Consider the following 2,773-nt stretch of genomic DNA (forward strand, 5'->3'; position numbering starts at 1 on the left):
ATTTCAATCCACGCACTCGTGTAGAGTGCGACAGCGGAAAACAACGTAAAAGAGTTGTTCACGTCTCCTATTTTAACGTAAATCCGAACAAATGAAAGGCTACTTATGCTTTTTATCTCGCATCAGTTCACAATTCATTCACATTCGACTCAGTTTCGACAAAATCTGAGGTGCGAATCCCCCGGGGTTTTCATGTACGCTTGGGGTTCGCACCAAGCAAACCAACTTTTCAGGAAAGAATAAATCATATATCTTATTGATTGCCACGCTGTTTCTGCTGCAGCAGACGAAGGGCCTGTGCAAAGCTCAACTGAGCATCCATCTCCTTGTAGCTGATCGCTTTGTCAGCTTCCCCTCCAGCTTGCTCCCATTTCCAAAATGAATATAGATCTACGCTTTCAAGAAAGTATAGAGAGAGTGCCTCAATAGGGTTAATACTATAAAGCTTGCAAAAAAACACTGGAGATAGGGCATCATATAGCAGGAACTCTTCTTTCATCTGGTGCAATATGTAAGATAGACTATCTTCATTCACATTAACAACACGCCTAACCAACTCATTGCGTCTCTCAGTAGTATTTAATATGATAGGCATATCAGTCCAAAAACGACCGTCACCGGGGCCAAAATACAAGCGACGAACTAATTCATCATGTGTGAGTCCCGAATCATAGGAAGCTGGCTCGATGATGTACGTCCATGGCTGGGAGTATCCAGCACTGAATACTTTGATAGCATCAGTAGCATCATATCCAATCGTGTGCCATTTCCGCCCCAAAGAATCTTTTATATGGTACGTATACATTTGGCTTGCGAGCCCTTCGGCCTCTGGCCACAGAAGTCGTTGTCTGAAAATGTCGACAATACCCTGTTTATTGCATACCTGATTCATTTGAAATATAGTAACACTCCTTTGTATTCTTTTCGTTTGTTCGTAACTAGCGGCACAAATAATGAGTTAGATATCAATTTGTAAAATAACTAGGAGAGTTGACCTTTCGATGTGCATGTCGATTCAACTTTTGCACACTGGAAATACCTTGAGTGAACTATTTGCACTTTAAACGTTCAATTAAGACACATTCAATATACCATATGCACCTTAAACGTGCAACAAATTAATATAATTCAGGAGGTCTCTATGGAATTTCAGAACTATACCTTGCACTGCAAGCTTAGTGAGATTCTCAAAGCACACGATAACATGTCCGTGTTGAAACTATCTGAGGAGATTGGACATCGCCGCACAACTATCATGGAGCTAGTGCACAATACGAATATGGATAAGAAGAAAGTCTCTACATCTTTGATCGTAAAGCTTTGTTTATACTTTAACATTACGCCAAACGATCTGTTCGAAGTGCGTCCACGCGATTGAGACAGTGTGTAGATAAAAATAAAGCACTAATCGGTTCCTCTGAACAGATTCAGTGCTTTATTGGCGTTTCCATCATATTTGCAAAGAGAGTGCGACAGGCCCGCTCACCGTGACGGATCAAGTGACAGTATTTTCAATTCACGCACTCGTGTAGAGTCCAGCCTGTTCAATAACCGTAGTGTAAGGAACTACAAAAAATGTTGCATGCAACATATCCCTATTTCGCTGTCGGGTAGTCCTTCACTCCTAAGCGTTCCTTTAACGCCTGTTGAAGCACTTGGGAAAAGTTAAGCTTCTCACGCGCAGCTTCCTTCTCAAGCCAGCGTGGAATGGTTACATTTTTCGTAACAGACTTGTTCATCATCTCATCTCGGATAGATCCCATTCTCACTTCAATCATGGTGACAAAAGAACCCTTAGGCGGTAATACTGCTGTTGGATCTGTAGGATTCGGGATTTCATCCTGATCCTCTTCCATTCCATACAAATGCAACTCCAGACACTCACGCGCCATACGCAATGCTTCCTCCATGTCATCTCCCTCGGTAATGGCACCCGGTAGATCGGGAAAGGTCACGGTGTAGCCTTTGACTTCTCCTTTCTCAAAAATTGCGGGATAAATGAATTTATCCATAGTATATATATAACCTCCTTGAGGAAGGGCTACTGTAGCCCCGCCTGTTTGAGTATGGATTTTGCTGTTTTAGGGTCTAAATCCCTTGACGGGTCTGGCACTGTTACTAGGCCCTGTTTTATATGATTTTTAAACTGATGATGACTACCTCTGACCCTAACCAAGTACCACCCATCCGCTTCAATCTTCTTAATGATGCTGCGTGATGAGTAGCCCAAAATCATCCTCCTCTCTAAGTATATTCTAACATGCATAAATTATGCACGTAAATAATCACATGCTATATTAAATGCATGTGATTACAAGTACACAAAAACTTTAATATCAAAGAATAAGAGAGATACGTTATCGCTAATTAACTATTGAGTCGACATGAATGTGAAGCTGCGTTATTTAAACGTCTATTAGAGTGTGTCCTCCATGCGATCAACCGGGTACACCGGGCGAGTTGTACTTCAATCTACGCACTCGTATAGAGTTCGACTATCCAAATCTCAAGTTACACTGATGGATATGTAATTTCAATCCACGCACTCGTATAGAGTGCGACGAAGGGCGAATTTTCGCCTTTTGACGCGAAGCTTGATTTCAATCCACGCACCCGTATAGAGTGCGACTATAAGGGGATAGAGATAGCGCCTATGATCAAGCTGGATTTCAATCCACGCACTCGTATAGAGTGCGACCGTCCTTTCGGATCACCAAACCGCAGCGCATTGATATTTCAATCCACGCACTCGTATAGAGTGCGACTGGATGTA

Annotated in this window: 4 protein-coding genes and 1 CRISPR repeat array; of the genes, 1 reads left to right on the forward strand and 3 read right to left on the reverse strand. The window is 42.3% G+C overall.

Annotated features, from left to right (window positions below; translation table 11 throughout):
- Window positions 1-253: 253 nt before the first annotated feature.
- Window positions 254-805: a hypothetical protein gene (locus K331_RS32910; RefSeq protein ID WP_226383720.1), complete on the reverse strand. Its 552-nt coding sequence runs from the start codon at window positions 803-805 to the stop codon at window positions 254-256.
- 336 nt (window positions 806-1,141) lie between these two features.
- On the opposite strand from K331_RS32910, the gene K331_RS0128430 reads away from it, so the two are divergent.
- Window positions 1,142-1,378 (forward strand): helix-turn-helix domain-containing protein, encoded by a 237-nt coding sequence (locus K331_RS0128430; protein WP_028592951.1) that lies wholly within the window; start codon window positions 1,142-1,144, stop codon window positions 1,376-1,378.
- Window positions 1,379-1,595: 217 nt separating this feature from the next.
- On the opposite strand, the gene K331_RS0128435 is transcribed toward K331_RS0128430, so the two are convergent.
- Both K331_RS0128435 and K331_RS0128440 read right to left on the reverse strand, forming a co-directional pair.
- Window positions 1,596-2,012, reverse strand: coding sequence for a type II toxin-antitoxin system HicB family antitoxin (locus K331_RS0128435; RefSeq protein ID WP_028592952.1), 417 nt, complete (start codon window positions 2,010-2,012; stop codon window positions 1,596-1,598).
- A 29-nt stretch (window positions 2,013-2,041) separates the two neighbouring features.
- The gene (locus tag K331_RS0128440) at window positions 2,042-2,266 is read right to left on the reverse strand and encodes a type II toxin-antitoxin system HicA family toxin (RefSeq protein ID WP_404821540.1); all 225 of its coding nucleotides are present in this window, start codon (window positions 2,264-2,266) and stop codon (window positions 2,042-2,044) included.
- Between the two features lie 198 nt (window positions 2,267-2,464).
- A CRISPR array of direct repeats spans window positions 2,465-2,765; the repeat unit is 32 nt; unit sequence ATTTCAATCCACGCACTCGTATAGAGTGCGAC.
- Window positions 2,766-2,773: the final 8 nt, after the last annotated feature.

The sequence above is a fragment of the Paenibacillus massiliensis subsp. panacisoli DSM 21345 genome (assembly GCF_000426545.1).
Taxonomy (GTDB): Bacteria; Bacillota; Bacilli; order Paenibacillales; family Paenibacillaceae; genus Paenibacillus; species Paenibacillus panacisoli.

Excerpts from the sequence above, each read along its gene's own strand:
- K331_RS32910 (WP_226383720.1), bottom strand. The coding sequence starts at position 805 with ATGTATACGTACCATATAAAAGATTCTTTGGGGCGGAAATGGCACACG.
- K331_RS0128430 (WP_028592951.1), top strand. The coding sequence starts at position 1,142 with ATGGAATTTCAGAACTATACCTTGCACTGCAAGCTTAGTGAGATTCTC.
- K331_RS0128435 (WP_028592952.1), bottom strand. The coding sequence starts at position 2,012 with ATGGATAAATTCATTTATCCCGCAATTTTTGAGAAAGGAGAAGTCAAA.
- K331_RS0128440 (WP_404821540.1), bottom strand. The coding sequence starts at position 2,266 with ATGCATGTTAGAATATACTTAGAGAGGAGGATGATTTTGGGCTACTCA.